The 18,050-nt window shown below is 62.1% G+C and carries 23 protein-coding genes and 1 tRNA gene; 8 read left to right on the forward strand and 16 right to left on the reverse strand.

Going from position 1 to position 18,050, the window contains the following annotated elements; all coding sequences use genetic code 11:
* Window positions 1-194: hypothetical protein (locus GR158_RS25245; RefSeq protein WP_210253298.1), on the forward strand; the 194-nt coding region annotated here is incomplete at its 5' end.
* Between the two features lie 61 nt (window positions 195-255).
* Here the strand turns inward: GR158_RS25245 and GR158_RS03260 are convergent.
* Window positions 256-756 (reverse strand): TIGR00645 family protein, encoded by a 501-nt coding sequence (locus GR158_RS03260; protein WP_134649758.1) that lies wholly within the window; start codon window positions 754-756, stop codon window positions 256-258.
* A 131-nt stretch (window positions 757-887) separates the two neighbouring features.
* The gene (locus GR158_RS03265; RefSeq protein ID WP_134649757.1) at window positions 888-1,055 is read right to left on the reverse strand and encodes a DUF1328 domain-containing protein; all 168 of its coding nucleotides are present in this window, start codon (window positions 1,053-1,055) and stop codon (window positions 888-890) included.
* A gap of 192 nt (window positions 1,056-1,247) precedes the next feature.
* On the opposite strand from GR158_RS03265, the gene GR158_RS03270 reads away from it, so the two are divergent.
* Entirely contained in the window at window positions 1,248-1,403 is a 156-nt protein-coding gene (locus GR158_RS03270; protein WP_134649756.1) for a DUF3309 family protein, read from the forward strand.
* A gap of 26 nt (window positions 1,404-1,429) precedes the next feature.
* Window positions 1,430-1,690, forward strand: coding sequence for a YMGG-like glycine zipper-containing protein (locus GR158_RS03275; protein WP_160869987.1), 261 nt, complete (start codon window positions 1,430-1,432; stop codon window positions 1,688-1,690).
* 77 nt (window positions 1,691-1,767) lie between these two features.
* On the opposite strand, the gene GR158_RS03280 is transcribed toward GR158_RS03275, so the two are convergent.
* Window positions 1,768-1,965: a NepR family anti-sigma factor gene (locus GR158_RS03280; protein ID WP_160869989.1), complete on the reverse strand. Its 198-nt coding sequence runs from the start codon at window positions 1,963-1,965 to the stop codon at window positions 1,768-1,770.
* Window positions 1,966-2,114: 149 nt separating this feature from the next.
* On the opposite strand from GR158_RS03280, the gene GR158_RS03285 reads away from it, so the two are divergent.
* On the forward strand, window positions 2,115-2,915 hold the full coding sequence (locus tag GR158_RS03285; protein WP_134649754.1) for a response regulator: 801 nt from the start codon (window positions 2,115-2,117) through the stop codon (window positions 2,913-2,915).
* An 83-nt stretch (window positions 2,916-2,998) separates the two neighbouring features.
* Here the strand turns inward: GR158_RS03285 and GR158_RS03290 are convergent, their stop codons facing one another.
* From GR158_RS03290 to GR158_RS03320, 7 genes are all read right to left on the reverse strand, one after another.
* Entirely contained in the window at window positions 2,999-3,343 is a 345-nt protein-coding gene (locus GR158_RS03290) for a RidA family protein (RefSeq protein WP_134649753.1), read from the reverse strand.
* Window positions 3,344-3,465: 122 nt separating this feature from the next.
* Window positions 3,466-4,296 carry a dipeptide ABC transporter ATP-binding protein gene (locus tag GR158_RS03295; RefSeq protein WP_134649752.1) on the reverse strand — a complete coding sequence of 277 codons (831 nt, stop codon included), beginning with the start codon at window positions 4,294-4,296 and terminating at the stop codon, window positions 3,466-3,468.
* Window positions 4,293-5,147, reverse strand: a complete 855-nt coding sequence (locus GR158_RS03300; protein WP_160869991.1) for an ABC transporter ATP-binding protein — start codon at window positions 5,145-5,147, stop codon at window positions 4,293-4,295. The genes GR158_RS03295 and GR158_RS03300 overlap by 4 nt, the downstream gene beginning before the upstream one ends.
* Window positions 5,147-6,055 carry an ABC transporter permease subunit gene (locus GR158_RS03305; protein ID WP_134649750.1) on the reverse strand — a complete coding sequence of 303 codons (909 nt, stop codon included), beginning with the start codon at window positions 6,053-6,055 and terminating at the stop codon, window positions 5,147-5,149. Before GR158_RS03305 ends, GR158_RS03300 begins: the two co-directional genes overlap by 1 nt.
* Before the next feature lie 10 nt (window positions 6,056-6,065).
* Complete coding sequence (locus tag GR158_RS03310) at window positions 6,066-7,070, reverse strand: ABC transporter permease subunit (protein WP_134649749.1); 1,005 nt, start codon at window positions 7,068-7,070, stop codon at window positions 6,066-6,068.
* Window positions 7,071-7,171: 101 nt separating this feature from the next.
* Complete coding sequence (locus tag GR158_RS03315; RefSeq protein WP_134649748.1) at window positions 7,172-8,767, reverse strand: ABC transporter substrate-binding protein; 1,596 nt, start codon at window positions 8,765-8,767, stop codon at window positions 7,172-7,174.
* Between the two features lie 240 nt (window positions 8,768-9,007).
* Entirely contained in the window at window positions 9,008-9,289 is a 282-nt protein-coding gene (locus GR158_RS03320) for a hypothetical protein (RefSeq protein WP_160869993.1), read from the reverse strand.
* Window positions 9,290-9,292: 3 nt separating this feature from the next.
* Here GR158_RS03320 and GR158_RS03325 point away from each other — a divergent pair, with 3 nt between their 5' ends.
* Both GR158_RS03325 and GR158_RS03330 read left to right on the forward strand, forming a co-directional pair.
* Window positions 9,293-9,916 (forward strand): LuxR family transcriptional regulator, encoded by a 624-nt coding sequence (locus GR158_RS03325; RefSeq protein WP_160869995.1) that lies wholly within the window; start codon window positions 9,293-9,295, stop codon window positions 9,914-9,916.
* A gap of 120 nt (window positions 9,917-10,036) precedes the next feature.
* A complete protein-coding gene (locus tag GR158_RS03330) occupies window positions 10,037-10,444 on the forward strand; it encodes a response regulator (RefSeq protein ID WP_160869997.1) in 408 nt (135 codons plus the stop codon).
* A 70-nt stretch (window positions 10,445-10,514) separates the two neighbouring features.
* Here GR158_RS03330 and rirA read toward each other — a convergent pair whose 3' ends face one another.
* Complete coding sequence (rirA, locus tag GR158_RS03335; protein WP_134649744.1) at window positions 10,515-10,979, reverse strand: iron-responsive transcriptional regulator RirA; 465 nt, start codon at window positions 10,977-10,979, stop codon at window positions 10,515-10,517.
* A 172-nt stretch (window positions 10,980-11,151) separates the two neighbouring features.
* Between rirA and GR158_RS03340 the strand changes: the two genes are divergently transcribed.
* The gene (locus GR158_RS03340) at window positions 11,152-12,195 is read left to right on the forward strand and encodes a Fe(3+) ABC transporter substrate-binding protein (RefSeq protein WP_134649743.1); all 1,044 of its coding nucleotides are present in this window, start codon (window positions 11,152-11,154) and stop codon (window positions 12,193-12,195) included.
* Window positions 12,196-12,283: 88 nt separating this feature from the next.
* Here the strand turns inward: GR158_RS03340 and GR158_RS03345 are convergent, their stop codons facing one another.
* From GR158_RS03345 to GR158_RS03355, 3 genes are all read right to left on the reverse strand, one after another.
* Entirely contained in the window at window positions 12,284-13,375 is a 1,092-nt protein-coding gene (locus GR158_RS03345; RefSeq protein ID WP_246665530.1) for a M48 family metallopeptidase, read from the reverse strand.
* Complete coding sequence (locus GR158_RS03350; RefSeq protein WP_160869999.1) at window positions 13,365-14,456, reverse strand: YjgN family protein; 1,092 nt, start codon at window positions 14,454-14,456, stop codon at window positions 13,365-13,367. The genes GR158_RS03345 and GR158_RS03350 overlap by 11 nt, the downstream gene beginning before the upstream one ends.
* Before the next feature lie 133 nt (window positions 14,457-14,589).
* Entirely contained in the window at window positions 14,590-16,086 is a 1,497-nt protein-coding gene (locus tag GR158_RS03355) for a CoA-acylating methylmalonate-semialdehyde dehydrogenase (protein WP_160870001.1), read from the reverse strand.
* A 103-nt stretch (window positions 16,087-16,189) separates the two neighbouring features.
* On the opposite strand from GR158_RS03355, the gene GR158_RS03360 reads away from it, so the two are divergent.
* Window positions 16,190-17,071 (forward strand): LysR family transcriptional regulator, encoded by an 882-nt coding sequence (locus tag GR158_RS03360; RefSeq protein ID WP_134649739.1) that lies wholly within the window; start codon window positions 16,190-16,192, stop codon window positions 17,069-17,071.
* Window positions 17,072-17,156: 85 nt separating this feature from the next.
* Here the strand turns inward: GR158_RS03360 and GR158_RS03365 are convergent.
* Together GR158_RS03365 and GR158_RS03370 are read right to left on the reverse strand one after the other, a co-directional pair.
* Window positions 17,157-17,233: transfer RNA gene (locus tag GR158_RS03365), tRNA-His, on the reverse strand.
* Between the two features lie 145 nt (window positions 17,234-17,378).
* Window positions 17,379-17,828 (reverse strand): phasin, encoded by a 450-nt coding sequence (locus GR158_RS03370; RefSeq protein ID WP_160870003.1) that lies wholly within the window; start codon window positions 17,826-17,828, stop codon window positions 17,379-17,381.
* Window positions 17,829-18,050 lie beyond the last annotated feature (222 nt).

Consider the following 18,050-nt stretch of genomic DNA (forward strand, 5'->3'; position numbering starts at 1 on the left):
GGCTCTGGTTTTTAAAGAGGAATTCGAATGAAGGGGCTTTTTGGGCTGCGATAGACCGCCGTTTGCCGTCACCTCATGCCCCGCCTCCGGTACAGTCGTACCACAAGTGGGTCCCGCGCGTTGAAAATGGTTCCGGCGACCCGGTGCAAAACAGGAATATCGGGGATGAAGACGCCTTTTCGCTTGACGCCTAAACGCAAAAAGGGCGCCGGCGGCTGACCGCGGCGCCCTCCCCTTCCTTCCCGGATAGAGGGATCAGCCTTTCAGTCTCGCCATGATCTGCTCGAGAAAGCCGAGCAGCAGAGCGGACACGACGAAGGCGAGATGCATGATCGTCAGCCACATCAGCTTCGCATCGCTGTATTGCTGCACATTGAGGAAGACCTGAAGCAGGTGGATCGACGAGATCGCAACGATCGAAGAGGCGACCTTGATCTTCAAGCTGCCGGAATCGAGCTTGCCGATGAACGAGACATCGGCCTGGCCTTCATCGAAGCGGCTGACGAAGTTCTCGTAGCCGGCGATCATCACCATGAGGATCAGGCTCGCCACCAGGGCGGCGTCGATGAGGCCCAGCATGGCCAGGATCATCTCGGCATCGTCGTAGATGAAGACGTTCTTCGCGACCTTGACGAACTTGGACAGGAACGACAGGGCGTAGACGCCAAGTGCCGCCACAAGGCCGAGATAGAAGATGACCAGCACCCAGCGGCTCGACAGAATGATGCGCTCGACCAGGAGTTCTAGGGATTTCATCGGCGGGACTCACAGGAATTGAGGGAACACCGAGATGACTATCCAATGCCGATGAAGGCCGCAAGACGGCCTGAAATGCAAAGAGCGGCGTCCCCGGACGCCGCTCTTCATAATCTCGATCCATGGTCGTCTTACGATGCCCGACGGAACAGGCCCGCAATAAGCGACAGCACCAGGAGGGCAAGGAAGACGAAGAACAGGATCTGCGCGATACCGGCAGAGGCACCGGCGATGCCGCCGAAGCCGAGAAGACCGGCGACGAGTGCGATGACGAGAAAGACGACAGCGTAATAAAGCATTTTCGAACTCCTTCCGTTGATGGCAGGAAAACGAAGCCTTCCCGAAAAAGTTCCCGATCGACGCAGCCCGTCACGGTCTGCCACAAGCGATGAAGATAGTCGACGCGGTCTGTCACATTTGCGGGAACAAATTTCGAATTGCGGCGTTTTCGTGCCATCGCTCGACTGCGTGGGACATGAAAGGACGCATACATGCTCGGCACCATCCTCCTCGTCATCCTGATCCTTCTTCTCATCGGCGCCCTGCCGAACTGGGGATACAGCCGCAGCTGGGGCTATGGCCCGTCCGGCGGCCTCGGCCTCATCGTCGTCATCCTTCTCATCCTCGTCCTGATGGGACGCATCTGACCAAACCCAAGACCGGAGCCGGAACCATGAAGAAGACTATCGTAGCCCTTACCCTCGTAGCCTCAACCATCACGCTTTCCGCGTGCAGCCAGACCGAGCGCGGGACCGCCATCGGCGCTGCATCCGGTGCCATTATCGGTGGCGCGGTAACCGGTCGCGCCGGAGGCGCGCTGGTGGGTGCGGCCGTGGGCGGCGCCGCGGGCTACCTGATCGCCCGCTCCGATCGCAGCGGCTACTGCATCTACCGCGACCGTCGCGGCCACCGCTACGAAGCCCGTTGCCGCTGAGCATCAACGCCAGGAAAACAGGAAACGGGCCCATCGGCCCGTTTCTTGATGTCTGCTATCAGGGACGTTGAATGCCGTCAGGACCCGCCCGTCGCCTTGCGCTCTGCTTCGTCGAGCTTCTCCAGGAGTTCGAGAAGGCGGTCCGGCACATCTTCGGTTTCAATCACGTCGTAAAAGGACTTGAGCTTGCGGCCGATCGGGCCGTTGGGGTCGAAGGACGTCGTGTCCGCGGCAACGCCGTGGGTCCCGCTCTTGTTCTTACTGGGCTCGATCATGGTCTTGCTTCCATCGTCTGCCGCCCGTTATCTTCCTTTTGCCCAACATTACCAATAGTCACGTAGCGCCAGCATGCTACCAATTCGTTTCCGCATAATGAATTCTAGCGGAAACTGTTCCGATGAGGAACACAGTCAGGGAGAACGAAATGTCACTGTCCACCCGTATCGCACCGCATCTCGCCTATTTGAGGCGTTTTTCCCGGGCTGTGACGGGTTCCCAGACATCCGGCGACGCCTATGTGGCCGCCATGCTGGAAGCGCTCGTCGCCGATATATCCCTCTATCCGCAAGGCCGTAGCGACCGCAACGCCCTTTACCGGCTCTATTGCACGCTGTTCGAGAACCTCGACATCGCGCTGCCGGAGAACACGTCGCCCTTCGGCTGGGAGCGGCAGGCTGCGGCCAACCTCGCCAACCTGCCGCCGGCAGAGCGCAAGGCCTTCCTGCTCGTTGCCGTCGAAGGCTTCGACGTCGCCGAGGGCGCCGATATTCTCGATGTCTCGGAAGAGGCGTTTGCCTCACTTCTCGAACAGGCATCGCGTGACATCTCCAGCCAGGTCGCGACCGATATCATGATCATCGAGGACGAGCCGCTGATCGCCATGGACATCGAGGACATGGTGCGCGGCCTCGGCCATAACGTCACGGGTATTGCCCGCACCCATGCGGAAGCTGTGGAGCTCTACAATCGCACCGCGCCGCGCATGGTCCTCGCCGATATCCAGCTCGCCGACGGCAGCTCGGGCATCGATGCGGTCAACGATATCCTCAAGACCAGCACGATCCCGGTGATCTTCATCACCGCCTTCCCGGAGCGCCTTCTCACGGGCGAAAAGCCGGAGCCGGCCTTCCTCGTCACCAAGCCGTTCAATCCGGACATGGTGAAGGCGCTGATCAGCCAGGCGCTGTTCTTCGACGAGCAGTCGCGGCTGTCGAAGTCGGCCTGACAGGACAGGCATCAACAGAAAGGCCCGCGCGAGCGGGCCTTTTGCATTTCAGTCATGTGATCGGGTCCGTCGTGCTGTCGCGCTCAGAGCGCGGCGACGACGATGACTTCGACCAGGTAATCCGGCGTGGCGAGCTTGGATTCGCCGGTGGCACGGGCCGGCGTGTGGCCCTGCGGCGCCCAGGCGTCCCAGACGGCATTCATCTTGGAAAAGTCGGCCATATCAGCCAGCCAGATCTGGGCGGAGAGGATGCGGGTCTTGTCGGTTCCGGCAAGTGCCAGCAGGCGGTCCACCTCGGCCAGGGCCTGCTTCGTCTGTTCCGTCACATCCGAACCGGCTTCGCCGACCTGACCGGCCAGATATACGGTGCCGTTGTGCACGACGGCCTGGCTCATGCGCGGGCCGGTTTCAAAGCGTTTGATGTCCATGTCTCGTTCCTGTCAGGTGTGGAAAATGTGTCCGCAAGAGCGGTAGCCGTCTATACGGGGCCACCGGCAGCGACGCCAGTGGCAAAATCCGCCGGCACGGATCCGGCCGGCGGATTGTGGCATCAGGCGACGCGCTTGCGCCGTTCGATGCGGGCGCGGATGGCATCCACGTCGACGCGCGGCGTCGCGGCAAACAGCGTCTTGGTGTAATCGTGCTTCGGGTCGTTGAAGACCTGGTCGCGGCTGCCGTATTCCACGGCCTCGCCGAAGTACATCACCATCACGTCGTCGGCGATATGGCGCACGACCGAAAGGTCGTGGCTGATGAAGACATAGGTCAGCTGGAACTCGTCCTGCAGATCCGCGAGCAGGTTGAGCACCTGCGCCTGCACCGACAGATCGAGCGCGGAGACCGGCTCGTCCAGCACCAGAAGGCGTGGATTGAGCATCAGCGCGCGGGCAATCGCCACGCGCTGGCGCTGGCCGCCGGAGAACATGTGCGGGTAGCGCCCGTAATGCTTCTCCTCCAGGCCCACCTTCTTGAGCATGGCCATGGCGCGGTCGCGCCGCTCGCCGGCCGGGACCTTGGTGTTGATGACCAGCGGCTCGGTGAGGATGTCGCCGATCTTCTTGCGCGGATTGAGCGAACCATAGGGGTTCTGGAAGACGATCTGCACCTTGCTGCGCATTTCCGGCGTCAGCGGCTCGCTGGCGATGTCGATCCTGCGTCCGTCGATCAGCATTTCACCTGACGTGATCGGGTCGATCATCGTCACCATGCGCGCGACGGTGGACTTGCCGCAGCCGCTCTCGCCGACGATGGCGAGCGTCTTGCCCTGCTCGACCTTGAAGCTCACGCCCTTGACGGCGTGAACGGTCTTCGACGGTTTCAAGAGACCGCCGGGAATGTGGTAGTCGCGTTTCAGGTTCTTGGCTTCGAGAACTGGGGTCATCGCATGGCTCCCGCGAAAATCTCGGCGTCGGTCAGCTTTTCCGTGATCGTCGGCAGGCGTCCGCCGGTGGCGTTCTCCGGCAGGGCTGCCAGAAGGGCCTTGGTGTAGACGCTTTTCGGGGCCGAGAAGAGCGACAGCACATCGGCTTCCTCGATCTGGCGGCCCTTGTACTGCACGATGACGCGGTCGGCGGTTTCGGCAACGACGCCCATGTCGTGGGTGATGATGATGAGGCCCATGCCGTGTTCGGCCTGGAGCTTCATCAGGAGGTCGAGGATCTGCTTCTGGATCGTCACGTCGAGCGCGGTGGTCGGCTCGTCGGCAATCAGGAGCTTCGGATTGCAGGCAAGCGCCGTCGCGATCATCACACGCTGGCACTGGCCGCCCGACATCTGGTGCGGGAAATGGCCAAGGCGCTCTTCCGGGTTCGGGATACCGACGGACTGGAAGAGTTCGATGGCCCGCTCCCGCCGCGCCCTGCGCGACAGGTCTGTGTGGATGCGCAGCACCTCCTCGATCTGGTATCCGACCGTGAAGCACGGATTGAGGCTGGCGATGGGCTCCTGGAAGATCATGGCGATGTCCTTGCCGATGATCTTGCGGCGTTCCGCGTCCGACATCGTCCGCATGTCGCGGCCGTTGAAGGTGAGGACATCCGCCGTCACCTTCGCCGTCCAGGGCAGAAGCCCCATGGCGGCGAGCATGGACACCGATTTGCCCGAACCCGATTCGCCGACGATGGCGAGAACCTCGCCCTCGTCGACCTTGAGCGAGACACCGTCCACGGCGCGGAAGGGGCCGGACGCCGTCTGGAACTCGACGGTGAGGTTTTTGACTTCGAGAAGCGACATCACGACCTCTTCAGCTTGGGATCGAGGGCGTCGCGCAGGCCGTCACCCATGAGGTTGATGGCAAGCACGGTGATCAGGATGGCAAGGCCGGGGAACGTGACGACCCACCAGGCGCGCTGGATGAATTCACGTGCCTCGGCGAGCATCGTGCCCCATTCCGGCGTCGGCGGCTGGGCGCCCATGCCGAGGAAGCCGAGGGCGGCCGCATCGAGGATCGCCGCCGAGAAGGCGAGCGTCGCCTGCACGATGAGCGGCGCCAGGCAGTTCGGCAGGATGGTCAGGAACATCAGCCGCAGCGTGCCCGCGCCCGCGACCTTCGAGCCGACGACATAGTCCTTCGACTTTTCGGTCATGACCGCCGCGCGCGTCAGGCGCACGAAATGCGGCTGGTTGACGAGCGAGATGGCGATCATCGCGTTCAGCAGGCCCGGCCCCAGAACCGCCACGAGCACGAGCGCCAGCAGCAGCGAGGGAAACGCCAGGATGATGTCCATGATGCGCATGATGAACGTATCGACCTTGCCGCGGAAATAGCCCGCGACGAGACCGATCAGAACGCCCGACACCACCGACAGCGTCACGACGACGAGACCGATGAACAGCGAGAAGCGCGCGCCGTAGATGATGCGCGAAAGGATATCGCGACCGACGGCGTCCGTGCCCAGGATGTGTCCCCAGGACCCGCCCTGCTGGAAGACAGGCGGCAAGAGGAGAAGTTCACGGTTCTGGATGCTCGGACTGTGCGGAGCAACGAAGGGCGCGAAGATCGCCATGAACAGAATGAAGAGGAAAACAAAGAGGCCGATGACGGCGCCCTTGTTGCGCGAGAAGTAATACCAGAATTCGGAAAGGCCTGAGGGCGGCGTGCCACCCGTCTTGGTTTCGGCCGTGTTCTGAACGATGCTCATGGGCCGTCTCCTAGTGCCGGATGCGCGGGTTGATCCAGCCGTAAAGCAGGTCGACCACGAGGTTGACGATCATGATGACGCCGGCGATCAGCATCAGGCCACCCTGCACCACGGCATAGTCGCGCTTGAAGACGCTATCGACCATCCACTTGCCGATGCCCGGCCAGGAGAAGATCGACTCCGTGAGAATGGCGCCCGCGAGCAGCACGCCGACCTGCAGGCCGATCGTGGTGATGACGGGGATCATGGCGTTGCGCAGGGCGTGCACCCCGATCACGCGGAACGGCGAGAGACCCTTGGCGCGGGCGGTGCGGACATAGTCCTCGCCGAGCACTTCGAGCATGGCCGAACGTGTCTGGCGCGCGATGACGGCCAGCGGGATCGTGGACAGCACGACCGTCGGCAGGATCAGGTATGTCGCGGCAGACTTGAATGCGCCGGTCTGTCCTGACAGCAGGCTGTCGATCAGCATGAAACCGGTCACGGGCGGGAAGAAGTACATCGCCGAGATGCGCCCCGAAACCGGTGTCCAGCCGAGATAGCCGGAGAAGAAGATGATGAGCAACAGGCCCCACCAGAAGATGGGCATCGAGTAGCCGACGAGCGCGACGCCCATGATCGACTGGTCGAACCAGGTGCCGCGTTTCACCGCGGCGAACACGCCGGCGGGAATGCCGAGCACCATGGCGACGATGATGGCGCAGAGCGCCAACTCCAACGTTGCCGGAAACAGTTGCAGGAAGTCGTCCAGCACCGGGCGCTTGGTCACGATGGACGAGCCGAAGTCGCCGGTGAGCAGGCCGGTGAGGTAATCGAAGTATTGGACGTACATCGGCCGATCCAGCCCCAGCTGGTGCATGATCTGGGTGTGCCGTTCCGGCGACATCACGCGTTCACCCGACATCAGCATGACCGGATCGCCGGGCAGAAGTCGAATGAAGGAGAACGCGATGATCGATACCCCGAGGAACGTGGGTATCAGGACGGCGAGCCGTCCGAAGATAAAGCGAAACATGGGAGCCAATCCCTTCTTATTTTTGAAAAACCGGCGGCCCGAATATCTTCGGGCCGCCGGCCATTGCACGCTCTTTGCGGCGTGCCGTTCTCTATGCGATCTTACTCGGCGATGTCGACACCGTCAAAGCGGTGAATGCCGAGCGGGTCCATCTTGAAGCCCGTGACCTTCTTGCTCATGGGAACGACGACGAGTGAGTGGTCCAGCGTGTTCCACGGCGCTTCGCGCTTGAAGACGACCTGCGCCTGTTCGTAGAGCTTCGTGCGCTCGCCGATATCGGCGGTTTCCTTCGCCTTGGTCACCAGCGCATCGAACTCCTCGTTGCACCACTGCGCGCGGTTGTTGCCGCCCACGGCGTCGCAGCCGAGCAGGGTGTCGAGGAAGTTGTCCGGGTCGCCGTTATCGCCCGTCCAGCCGAGGATGGCCGCGCCGTCGCGGTCCTTGGCGGAGGAGAGCTTCAGGTACTCGGCCCATTCGTAGGAGACGATCTCGGCCTCGACGCCGATCTTGGCGAGGTCGGCCTGCATCAGCTCGGCTGCGCGGCGGGCGTTCAGCATGTACGGACGGGCAACCGGCATGGCCCAGATCTTCATCTTGAGATCCTTGACGCCGGCGTCTTCGAGCATCTTCTTGGCCGCTTCCGGATCGTACTTGTCGTCTTCGACGGCGTTGTTGTACGACCACATGGTCGGCGGGATCGGGTTCTTCGCGACGGTGGCCGCACCCTGGAAGACGGCGTCGACGATGGCCTGGCGATCGACGGCCATGTTGAGCGCCTTGCGGACCTCGACCTTGTCGAACGGCGGAACCAGCGTGTTGTAGGCGAGGTAGGCGACGTTCAGGCCTTCCTGCTCGACGACCGTCAGGTTCTCGTCCTTCTTCAGGTCTTCGACGTCAGCGGCGTTCGGATAGGCCATGATGTGGCATTCGCCGGCCTTGAGCTTCTGCGCACGCACGGCAGCGTCCGTGGTGATGGCGAAAACGAGGTCGTCGATCGGCTGCTTGCCGTTCCAGTAGTCCGGGTTGGCCTTGTAGCGGATCGCGGCGTCGGTCTGGTAGGCGACGAAGGCGAACGGGCCCGTGCCGAGCGGCTGCTGGTTCAGCAGCTCCATCTTGCCGTCGGCCTGCAGCTTGTCGGCATATTCCTTGGAGAGGATCGAGGCGAAGTCCATGCCGAGATTGGCCAGGAACGGCGCTTCGGGGCGCTTCAGCACGAACTTGACGGTGAGGTCGTCGACCTTCTCGATCTTCTCGATCAGGTCCGGAAAGCCCATGCCGGCGAAGTATTCCCAGGACGCGCCGGCAACATACTTGTTCCAGGCATTGTCTTCCTTGTACTGGCGCTCGAACGAGAAGATGACGTCGTCGGCGTTCAGCTCGCGGGTCGGCGTGAAATACTCCGTCGTCTGGAACTTGACGCCCGGACGAAGTTTGAAGGTGTATTCCTTGCCATCGGCCGAAACTTCCCAGCTCTCGGCGAGGCCCGGCTCCAGCTCGGTGCTGCCATGCTTGAACTCGACGAGACGGTTGTAAGCGGTACGCGATGCGGCATCGAAGGTCTGGCCGCCCGTGTAGAGGCCGGGGTCGAACCCTTCCGGCGAGGCTTCCGAGCAATAGACCAGAGTCTTCGACCAGGCGGCCGTTGCCATCATGGAGGCAAGCGCCGTCGCTGCGAGGAGAGTAGTCAGCTTTTTCATAGTGAGCTTCCCAGGTTTGCTTTTTTGTTCTGTTGTCAGGCTCATGCGCATGTCCTGCGCCAGCCTTGGGCTGGATGGAACGACATTTGCCGGCGGATTGCAATAAGTCGGACCACAATTTTGTCCAAACGGAAAAAACCGGAAAAATATCCTTCTCCACAGCCTCGATATGGACCAGGGGCACTGCGGAACCGGGCGTTCCCCTAACGTGTTATGCTTTCGTGCCTGACCGGCAGGGCGTCAATACACCACAGCGCACACCGGAACGGCGTCACGCGAACGCATGTTAAATTGTGCATAAAACTCAACGGATTGCGCTGATAACACCGTGAAAAAAGGAGAGACACCATGAATTTGTCCGGCAAAACCCTTTGCTGCCAGAGATTGCGGCGCTAGATTGCCGGCGTGGATTCTGGGGGTGGACGCCACGTGATTGCTTTGAACGAACATTTCAGAAGGTATGATTTTGAAAGCGACCTTGAGAAAGCTCTCAACCGCGTCGATTTTTTCCGTATCTTTCACACGATGGCTCTTCGCTACGGCTTCGAGCACTTTGGCGTGCTGCAGCTGGCGAACGAGCACGAAACGAGCCTGCTGGCACAGCGGCTGACGCTGCACGATTTGCCCGCCGGCCTTGCCGAAGCCTATGACAAGCGCCATCGCTTCAACGATAGCGATCTCTTCAAGAGCTTCTATGTCTCAACGATCTCCACGGTCTGGCGTGACCGGGATCGTGCGGCCGACCAGGGCAGCCCGCATGAGAGCTTTCTCGATCAGATCGGCTTCGACATGGCGCTGTCCGTGCCGGTGCATTCGGTCGCCGGCACGCGCTTCGTCGTGCTGTTCCTCGGCGATGGCGACGACATCGGCCGAGCCGAGCATTTCGAGATCTGCTACGAGGCGACCTGCGCCTTCGATTACTTCTATCGCCAGGTCCTCGCCAACAAGGCGGGCATGGGCCTGACACCGCGCGAAACGGAGATCCTGCGGTGGATTTCCTACGGCAAGACGGCCAGCGAGATCGCGCTCATCGTCTCGGTTTCGGAGCATACGGTCAACTCGCACACCGCGACAATCCTGAAGAAGCTCGATGTGGTCAATCGCACGCAAATGGTGGCCAAGGCGATCCGCGAGCAGATCATCCAGTAAAGCTGCAAGAAAATGGCACAGCGTTCGGGATAGTAGACTTAGGGACTTGTTAATATCCACCGTCTGGACAAGAGTAGCCACGGCGAGACGAGAGCGTTCGCAAACAGGTTCATTCCCACCATGGCAGCACACGTAAATATTCTGCTCGTTGATGACGACCCGGCTGAAAACGTCATTCTCAGCGCACTGATGCGCAAAGTCACGAGCTACGTAATCACCCTGCACTATGTGGAGACGGTCGATGGAGCGCTGGATTTCATCCGCTCCTCGGGCGTCGCATTGGACATGATCCTGATGGACAACCGGCTTCAGCCGCAGGCCGACTTCCGGGAAACCGTGCCGGAACTGCGCCGCGCCGGCTATATCGGCCCGGTCGGCGTCATCTCGTCATCGATCAGCGATGCGTATTTCCAGAAAATCGAAGACTACGGCGTCGACTTCCGCATCGACAAGGCGGAGCTCGATCCGACTGCAATCGAGTTCCTGCTGCGGGAATACGTCCGGCGCGAGGCTAGCGCGGGACCGTAGGACGACCCGTTTCACCGTTCCGGAATGAAGAGACCCGGTAGGCCGGGCCTGCCGAAGAAAAAACCGGCGGTCAGGCCGCTGGCTGGCGGGCAACCGCCGCGGTTTCCAGACCCAGCAGCATGCCGATCTGCGGACGGGCCTTCACCAGATCATCGATCGTGTACTGCTGGAGCACCTCGAAGAAGGCGTTCAGCGCCTTGCGCAGCGCCGCATTGAGGCCGCAGCTGTCGACCAGCGGGCATTCGATTTCGCCGGCCTCGAAGCATTCCGCCATGGCGAAGGAGTCCTCGGTCACACGCACCACGTCGAACAGCGTGATTTCGCTGGCAGGCTTGGGAAGACGCACGCCGCCATTGCGGCCGCGCACGGTCTCGATGATGCCTGCGCGCGTCAAAGGCTGGAGGATCTTGAACAGGAAGAGCTCGGAGACACCATAGGCCTTGGCGATCTCGGGGATGCGGCTGAGCTTGCCACCATTTGCTGCGCAGTACATCAACATGCGGACAGCATAGTTGGTTTGCTTCGTCAGGCGCATCGGGAACTCCGAATCCGGTTTTCAGTCGCACTACATATAGGACACTTCGTCGTTTAGAACAATTCCAAAAAGCGGAAAATCACAGTCATGTTATGAACGGTACGGTTGACTGTGGTCGGCAAGCCGATAAAGGAGACTTTTGCAGTAAAGAATAATGCACCAGGAGGACCCGATGCAACTGCTCAAGACTTCCCTCGCCGCCCTTGCCCTCTCGGCCGCAGGTCTCGCCTTTGTGGCACCGGCGCATGCAGACGGCGAAGTCAACATCTATTCCTATCGCCAGCCGGACCTGATCAAGCCGCTGCTCGACGAATTCACCAAGGAAACCGGCATCGCCACCAACGTGCTGTTCCTCGACAAGGGCCTTGTCGAGCGCATCCAGGCGGAAGGCGCAAACTCGCCTGCCGACGTCATCCTGACCGTCGACATCTCGCGTCTCACCGAAGCCAAGGATGGCGGCGTGACACAGCCGGTCCAGAGCGATGTCATCAACAAGGACATCCCGGCGCAATATCGCGATCCCGATGGCGACTGGTTCGGCCTGACGACCCGTTCGCGCGTCGTCTACGCCTCGAAGGATCGCGTCCAGCAGAACGAAATCACCTATGAGGAACTTGCCGACCCGAAGTGGAAGGGCAAGATCTGCACGCGTGACGGCCAGCACTCCTACAATATCGGCCTCATCGCCTCCATGATCGCCCATCACGGCGAAGCCGAAACCGAGAAGTGGCTGACGGGCCTGAAGAACAACCTCGCCCGCAAGCCCGACGGCGGCGACCGCGACCAGGCGAAGGCGATCCTCGCCGGCGAATGCGACCTCGCGCTCGGCAACTCCTACTATGTCGGTCTCATGCAGACCAACGAGAAGGAGCCCGAGCAGAAGGAATGGGCAGCCGCCATCAAGGTGCTCTTCCCGAACGTCAACGACCGCGGCGCGCACGTCAACGTTTCTGGCATGGCCATGGCCAAGAACGCCCCGAACAAGGACAATGCCTTGAAGCTGATGGAATTCCTGTCGGCCGGCACCGCCCAGCAGATCTATGCCGAGCAGGTCTACGAATACCCGGTTCTGCCGGGTGCCGAGCCCTCCGACGTGGTCAAGGCCTTCGGCACGCTGAAGGCCGACCCGCTGCCGCTCGCCGAAATCGCGGCCAACCGCAAGAAGGCCTCGGAACTCGTCGACAAGGTCGGCTACAACGAAGGTCCTTCGCAGTAATATCCCTGCCTCCCAAGGCGAATGGAAACGGCGGCCCCTGGCCGCCGTTTCTGTTTTCCGCTCTTCGCTTCGGAGGCGGTTATGTGGCTTATTGAAGGTCCGGGTCCGACTGGCCGGAGATGATCCGCGCGTAATCGGTGATATCCTTCCTGCGCTCGGGCGTGCCCGGATGCGTCGAGAGGATGCTGGTATCCGACCGGTCACCCAGCTTGTCTTCCAGCAGGCCGAAGAACCGGGCGATCGCCGTCGGATCGTAGCCGGCCTTCGCCATCAGCTCGACCGAGCGCCGATCCGCCTCCGCTTCCGCCGCCCGCGAATAGGACAGCGCCAGAAGGCCGCCGCCCTGTACCAGCACGTCCTCCATTGCCGAGCCGACATCGCCGGCGATCAGCATGATGAGGCCCGTCATGCCCGCAGCGCGATAGAATTGCCGCAGGCTGTGCTCGAGTTCGACATGGCCGATCTCATGGGCGAGCACCCCGACCAGCATTTCCGTGTCGCTTCCCGCCAGTTCCACCAGCTGGTCGGTGATGACAAGCGTCCCGTCCGGCAGTGCGAAGGCGTTCGGGCCGATGATGCCGCCGTCGCGGAAGTTGAGGTTGTAGGCCTTGGCGCCACGCGGCGACTGGGCCGCGATCCTGGCGAAACCGTCGATGATTTCCTTGCGGCGCGCCTCCGGCAGTTTCGTCGCAGAAAAGGTCGTCTTGTCGAGCGTCGCCAGTGTCCCCTGCCCCATGAGCTGGGGAACGATCGGCGGCGTCGTCAGGATGGCGACCTCGACCAGGGCGGGAACGCCCCAGCGATAGATGACGCCGCCGAGCGCGAAGGCGACGAGGACGATGACAATCAGGCGCAGGCGGAACTGCTCCAGCCAATGCACGAAACCGGCACCGCCCTTGCCCCGCGCAGCGAGGTAGCGGTCTATGCCGTCATTGTCCCAGGTCTCGAAGACCGAGCCATCGGGAAACGTCACCCTGCGGGGAATGGACCCGACGCGGCCGGAAATGTCCAGCCACGAGAGGCCGGCGCCGGCAAGCGCCTTGCCGCCTGCGGCGGGCTGGGCAACAACCTCCCCCGCCCCTTCAATAAGCAGGGCTTCCACGGAGCGGCTGGAACCGGCGGGATGCCAGTCCCCCTTGGCGATGGCCCCATCGGCCTTGGCAACGGTTTCAGAAGCCAAAATCGAACCCCTCGAAGTCCATGAACTCGGCGCCGACGGCGGAACCCTGCGCCTCGATGGCGCTGAACAGCTCGCCGACATCGCCGACGAAGGTGACGCCGGTGTGTTCATAGACATACCGCGCCAGGCGCACCGCCGCCCATGGCCGCATCAGGCCGAGGGTCAGGATCGTCACGATGACGTTCGAGATGGCGATCCAGATGTAGCGCCCGCGCGACATGTCGCTCAGCAGCCTGTGCCGGCCATCGAATGTCGTCGCCGACCAGACGATGTTGCGCACGGCGGCCCGATAGAACAGCCCGACCACACCGAACAGGACGAAGAAGGCGATGTAGACGACGAGGATGACGTAGTGCCAGATGGAGAAGGTCATCTGGCCGGCGATGGCCGATCCCGCAATCGCATCGACAACCGCTTCGAAGTTCAGGGCGACGAAGCCCCCGACGACGGCAAGGACAGCCACAGCGACACCGGCCGACATCAGCCACGCCTTGAACAGCGGGCCGAGCTTGGGATCCGTGTCGAAAGCCTTGCCGCCGTAACGCAGGTTGGCGCCGACATAGCGCGCCACCCAGCGGCTGGCGAGCGGCGTGAGGATGCCGAGCGTGAGCGTGGCGATCACACTACCGAGAATGAATGCCTTGAAGGCACCACCCGGGCCGCCGACGAAATCGAAGCGCACGTTGCGGTAGCTCGTCACCCGCGCGCTGAAGCGCAGGCCCCTGGCGACCAGCCACGGCAGCGCGATGAGAAAGGCGATGGCCGGCAACAGGGCCAGAAACGGGTTCAAAATGCTGACGAGGTTGAGCACGGCGATCGCGCCGACCACGATCAGGCGGCCGATAAGGATCTGCAGGCCACGCGCGTGGTATTCGAAGGACCGGCCGAGCAGCACCGTGTTGCCGTAGAAGTAACGATTGCGCCGAACCTTCGCCCAGGCCGAATAGATGCCGAGGGTCAGGATCGTCAGGAGGACGTTGACGATCCAGATACCGAAATATTCCGAAGCCCTGCCGGTAAACCCGATGCGATGAAACGCGCCTGCCGTGGCGGCGGGCGGCGCAGTGTCTGCCGATGCCATATCCTGTCCCTTCCGAAAGGCATGATCACGGAGGTAACGGGCCTGGCTTGCGCCCTATTCTTCGCAAAGCACAAAAAAGCGGCAACGCAAAAGGGCTCCCGCGAGGGAGCCCTTCATCGTCAATCCGGGTGGATCACTTCATCGTCGGCATGACGAACTCGGCGCCGTCCTTGATGCCCGACGGCCAGCGGCTCGTCACGGTCTTGGTGCGGGTCCAGAACTTGATGGAGTCCGTACCGTGCTGGTTCAGGTCGCCGAAGGACGACGACTTCCAGCCGCCGAAGGAGTGGTAGGCCAGCGGAACCGGGATCGGAACGTTGACGCCGACCATGCCGATATTGATGCGGCTGGCGAAGTCGCGGGCCGCATCACCGTCGCGGGTATAGATCGCGACGCCGTTGCCGTATTCGTGCTTCATCGGCAGGTCGAGGGCTTCTTCGTAGTTCTTGGCGCGAACGACGGAGAGAACCGGGCCGAAGATTTCGGTCTTGTAGATCTCCATGTCCGGCGTGACGTTGTCGAACAGGCAGCCGCCGACGAAGTAGCCGTCTTCATAGCCCTGCAGCTTGAAGCCGCGGCCGTCGACCACGAGCTTGGCGCCTTCCTCGACGCCCTTGTCGATAAGACCGAGGATACGCGTCTGGGCTTCCTTGGTCACGACCGGGCCCATATCGGCCTTCTCGTCGGTATAGGGGCCGATGCGCAGGCTCTCGACCATGGGCGTCAGCTTGGCGATCAGGCGGTTGGCGGTTTCCTCGCCGACGGGAACGGCAACCGAAATCGCCATGCAGCGTTCGCCGGCCGAGCCGTAGCCGGCGCCCATCAGGGCGTTGGCGGCCTGGTCGAGATCGGCGTCCGGCATGATGATCATGTGGTTCTTGGCGCCGCCGAAGCACTGCGCGCGCTTGCCGTTTGCGGCAGCCGTGCCATAGACGTAGCGGGCGATCGGCGTGGAGCCGACGAAGGAGATCGCGCCGATATCCGGGTGCGTCAGCAGGCCATCGACGGCGCTCTTGTCGCCGTTGACGACGTTGAGGATGCCGGCCGGCAGACCGGCTTCGATCATCAGTTCGGCAAGGCGGATCGGCAGCGACGGGTCGCGCTCGGAGGGCTTCAGGATGAAGGCGTTGCCGCAGGCGATGGCCGGCGCGAACATCCACATCGGGATCATGCCGGGGAAGTTGAACGGCGTGATGCCCGCGCCGATGCCGACCGGCTGGCGGATCGAATACATGTCGATGTTGGGGCCAGCGCCTTCGGTGAACTCGCTCTTGGCAAGGTGCGGGATGCCGATGACGAATTCGCAGACTTCCAGGCCGCGGATGACGTCGCCCTTGCTGTCCTCGACCGTCTTGCCATGCTCCTTGGAGATCAGGACCGCCAGCTCGTCCATGTGCTTGTTCAGGAGTTCGACGAACTTCATGAAGACGCGTGCGCGGCGCTGCGGGTTGGTGGCCGCCCACTTGGGCTGCGCGGCCTTCGCGCTGTCGACGGCGGCCTGGAGTTCCGCATCGCTGGCGAGCGCGACCTGCGCCTGCACTTCGCCGGTTGCGGGGTTGTAGACATTGGCGGTGCGGCCGCTGGTGCCGGGCACCTGCTTGCCGTCGATAAAGTGGCCGATCTGGTACATGGGGAGTCCTCCGTTGTTATAGGGAGATGATCGCACTTCAATTTGCACAACACAATCGCCTGAGATAAGGAACCGTTGTGCAAGAATTGAAGTCGGAGGCCGCATGAACTGGGATGACGTGCGCATGTTCCTGGCGGTGGCCCGCACCGGCCAGATCCTCGCGGCCTCACGGCGGCTCGGCGTCAATCACGCCACCCTCAGCCGGCGCGTCAGCGCGCTGGAAGAGGCGTTGAAGACCCGCCTTCTCATCCGTCGCACCAATGGCTGCGACCTGACGGCGGAGGGCGAGACGTTCCTGCGGGCCGCCGAGCGGATGGAAACGGAAATGCTGGCGGCGCAGGCAAGCATCGGCCGCATCGATACCGCCGTCGCCGGGACCGTGCGCGTCGGCGCGCCGGACGGTTTCGGCGTCTCCTTCCTCGCGCCGCGCCTCGGCAAGCTGACGGCGCGGCACCCGGAACTGAAGATCCAGCTTGTGCCGGTTCCCCGCTCCTTCTCGCTGTCACAGCGCGAGGCGGATATCGCAATCACGCTCGAACGGCCCGAGCAGGGCCGCCTCGTCTCCTCGAAACTCACGGACTACACGCTCGGCCTCTACGCCTCGCGCGATTATCTTGCGGAGAACGGAACGCCGGAAACGGTGGACGAGCTGAAAGCGCATCGGCGCGTGGGCTATGTGGAGGACCTGATCTTCACCGCCTCGCTCAATTTCACCGGCGAGATCATGCGCAGCTGGGATGCGGGCTTCGAGATTTCGAGCGCCACGGGCCAGACGGAAGCCGTGCGCTCGGGGGCCGGCATCGGCATCCTGCACGACTACATTGCCCGGCAACACGACGAGCTCGTGCGCGTCCTTCCGGCCAACACCATCCGCCGCGCCTACTGGACCACCTGGCACGAAAGCGCGCGCGACCTCGCCCGCGTGCGCACCGTCGCCGAATTCCTTCAGGAACTCGTGCGGCAGGAGCACGATATCTTTCTTTGACGAAACTGGACCGGTGGGAAATTGCGAAAGTCAGAGCGCAGCCGCCGACGACGAACCTGTCTTGATTTTCAATACTGAAAAGAAATGGTACGGTTGAGTGGAGTTGAACCACTGACCTCAGGTGCCACAAACCTGCGCTCTAACCAACTGAGCTACAACCGCACACGGCGCGTCCTGCGCGCTTGGTGCGTCACATACGGGCAGCCGCACCTTTTTTCAAGCCTTTTTTACCGGCATCAAACGAAAATGACCGGGCGATGGCCCGGTCATTTCAAACCCTGCGGGCAGAAGCCTCGCGATAGGCGGTTCAGACGGCCTTGAAGGACTTCATGGCCTTTTCGGCAGCCGACTTGCCGGGAGCGGCGACCCGTTCGGCAACCTTCTTGGAGGTTTCCTGAAGGGTCTTGGCCTGCTCGACGGCGACTTCGGCCTGCTTGCGAAGGAAGGCGGTCTGCAGTTCGAACAGTTCCGCGACGGACTTCACGCCGAGCAGGGCTTCCATGTGCGACAGCGAGTTTTCGGCATTGGTGCGAAGCGCATCGATGGCCTTGAGACCGAGTTCGACGGAGCCGGCCTGCGCGCTCTCAAGCGTCGATTCGACGGTCTTGGTGGCGTCTTCGGCGGCTTCCTTCATCTTGGCATAGGCTTCCTTCGTCTGCGCGGCGCCCTTTTCGGCGAAATCGCGGAAGCTTTCGGAAAACTTGCTCGGGTCGATGGATGCGATGGAGAATACGTCTTCGATCTTCTTGGTCGCCATTGTCTGCGCTCCTTGGATGTGGCCCTCTTCAGAGGCACCATGTTTCGAGTGAGCTTGATATAGGCGATTTCCTTTCGCATTGCAACATAATTGTGCAGCGCACAATAACACCCGGTGTCGTTAACCCTTTCTCCTGAAAGCGCGGGGCTGCGGGCCGCCGAAGCTGGACCCTTTGCCGCCCGGCCGCTATTAATAAAGCGTTAATGGAAAGCCGGGGTGCCG

Source organism: Shinella sp. AETb1-6 (genome assembly GCF_009826875.1).
GTDB classification, from domain to species: Bacteria; Pseudomonadota; Alphaproteobacteria; order Rhizobiales; family Rhizobiaceae; genus Shinella; species Shinella sumterensis.

Excerpts from the sequence above, each read along its gene's own strand:
- GR158_RS03260 (WP_134649758.1), bottom strand. The coding sequence starts at position 756 with ATGAAATCCCTAGAACTCCTGGTCGAGCGCATCATTCTGTCGAGCCGC.
- GR158_RS03265 (WP_134649757.1), bottom strand. The coding sequence starts at position 1,055 with ATGCTTTATTACGCTGTCGTCTTTCTCGTCATCGCACTCGTCGCCGGT.
- GR158_RS03270 (WP_134649756.1), top strand. The coding sequence starts at position 1,248 with ATGCTCGGCACCATCCTCCTCGTCATCCTGATCCTTCTTCTCATCGGC.
- GR158_RS03275 (WP_160869987.1), top strand. The coding sequence starts at position 1,430 with ATGAAGAAGACTATCGTAGCCCTTACCCTCGTAGCCTCAACCATCACG.
- GR158_RS03280 (WP_160869989.1), bottom strand. The coding sequence starts at position 1,965 with ATGATCGAGCCCAGTAAGAACAAGAGCGGGACCCACGGCGTTGCCGCG.
- GR158_RS03285 (WP_134649754.1), top strand. The coding sequence starts at position 2,115 with ATGTCACTGTCCACCCGTATCGCACCGCATCTCGCCTATTTGAGGCGT.
- GR158_RS03290 (WP_134649753.1), bottom strand. The coding sequence starts at position 3,343 with ATGGACATCAAACGCTTTGAAACCGGCCCGCGCATGAGCCAGGCCGTC.
- GR158_RS03295 (WP_134649752.1), bottom strand. The coding sequence starts at position 4,296 with ATGACCCCAGTTCTCGAAGCCAAGAACCTGAAACGCGACTACCACATT.
- GR158_RS03300 (WP_160869991.1), bottom strand. The coding sequence starts at position 5,147 with ATGTCGCTTCTCGAAGTCAAAAACCTCACCGTCGAGTTCCAGACGGCG.
- GR158_RS03305 (WP_134649750.1), bottom strand. The coding sequence starts at position 6,055 with ATGAGCATCGTTCAGAACACGGCCGAAACCAAGACGGGTGGCACGCCG.
- GR158_RS03310 (WP_134649749.1), bottom strand. The coding sequence starts at position 7,070 with ATGTTTCGCTTTATCTTCGGACGGCTCGCCGTCCTGATACCCACGTTC.
- GR158_RS03315 (WP_134649748.1), bottom strand. The coding sequence starts at position 8,767 with ATGAAAAAGCTGACTACTCTCCTCGCAGCGACGGCGCTTGCCTCCATG.
- GR158_RS03325 (WP_160869995.1), top strand. The coding sequence starts at position 9,293 with ATGGCTCTTCGCTACGGCTTCGAGCACTTTGGCGTGCTGCAGCTGGCG.
- GR158_RS03330 (WP_160869997.1), top strand. The coding sequence starts at position 10,037 with ATGGCAGCACACGTAAATATTCTGCTCGTTGATGACGACCCGGCTGAA.
- rirA (WP_134649744.1), bottom strand. The coding sequence starts at position 10,979 with ATGCGCCTGACGAAGCAAACCAACTATGCTGTCCGCATGTTGATGTAC.
- GR158_RS03340 (WP_134649743.1), top strand. The coding sequence starts at position 11,152 with ATGCAACTGCTCAAGACTTCCCTCGCCGCCCTTGCCCTCTCGGCCGCA.
- GR158_RS03350 (WP_160869999.1), bottom strand. The coding sequence starts at position 14,456 with ATGGCATCGGCAGACACTGCGCCGCCCGCCGCCACGGCAGGCGCGTTT.
- GR158_RS03355 (WP_160870001.1), bottom strand. The coding sequence starts at position 16,086 with ATGTACCAGATCGGCCACTTTATCGACGGCAAGCAGGTGCCCGGCACC.
- GR158_RS03360 (WP_134649739.1), top strand. The coding sequence starts at position 16,190 with ATGAACTGGGATGACGTGCGCATGTTCCTGGCGGTGGCCCGCACCGGC.
- GR158_RS03370 (WP_160870003.1), bottom strand. The coding sequence starts at position 17,828 with ATGGCGACCAAGAAGATCGAAGACGTATTCTCCATCGCATCCATCGAC.